This is a genomic window from Xenorhabdus santafensis, assembly GCF_033949405.1.
GTDB lineage: Bacteria > Pseudomonadota > Gammaproteobacteria > Enterobacterales > Enterobacteriaceae > Xenorhabdus > Xenorhabdus santafensis.
The window spans coordinates 1-281 of the sequence record NZ_VCDN01000535.1 but is presented as its reverse complement, the minus strand read 5'-3'; the positions used below and the strand labels follow the sequence as shown (position 1 = coordinate 281).

The following is a 281-nucleotide window of genomic DNA, read 5'->3' as shown; positions in this document are numbered from 1 at the left end:
TTATAATTCTTCCCCTGTTTCTTTGCCTCTTCTTGCATTTTTCTTACGACCATACTCGTTGACATGCCTGCTGCACAACATAATAAAATGTACATCTTATACTGTCACTTTCTCTTCTACTCGTTTATGAAGAGTAATAAATTCTTCAGCCAGTTCTTTTACTGTAATTGCATTCATTAAATGATCTTGTGCGTGAATTAAAAGAACACTAATCTCTGTTTTTTCTCCTCTTGCTTCTGATTGTATGAGCTCTGTTTGGAAATGATGCGCTTCATTAATCG

1 protein-coding gene and 1 pseudogene are annotated in these 281 nt (G+C 34.9%); both read right to left on the bottom strand.

From position 1 onward, the window contains the following. Positions 1 to 95: pseudogene (locus FE392_RS23305) on the bottom strand (hypothetical protein); the annotation flags it as partial. A 1-nt stretch (position 96) separates the two neighbouring features. Beyond that, positions 97 to 281: PTS lactose/cellobiose transporter subunit IIA (locus FE392_RS23300; protein WP_319932044.1), on the bottom strand; the 185-nt coding region annotated here is incomplete at its 5' end.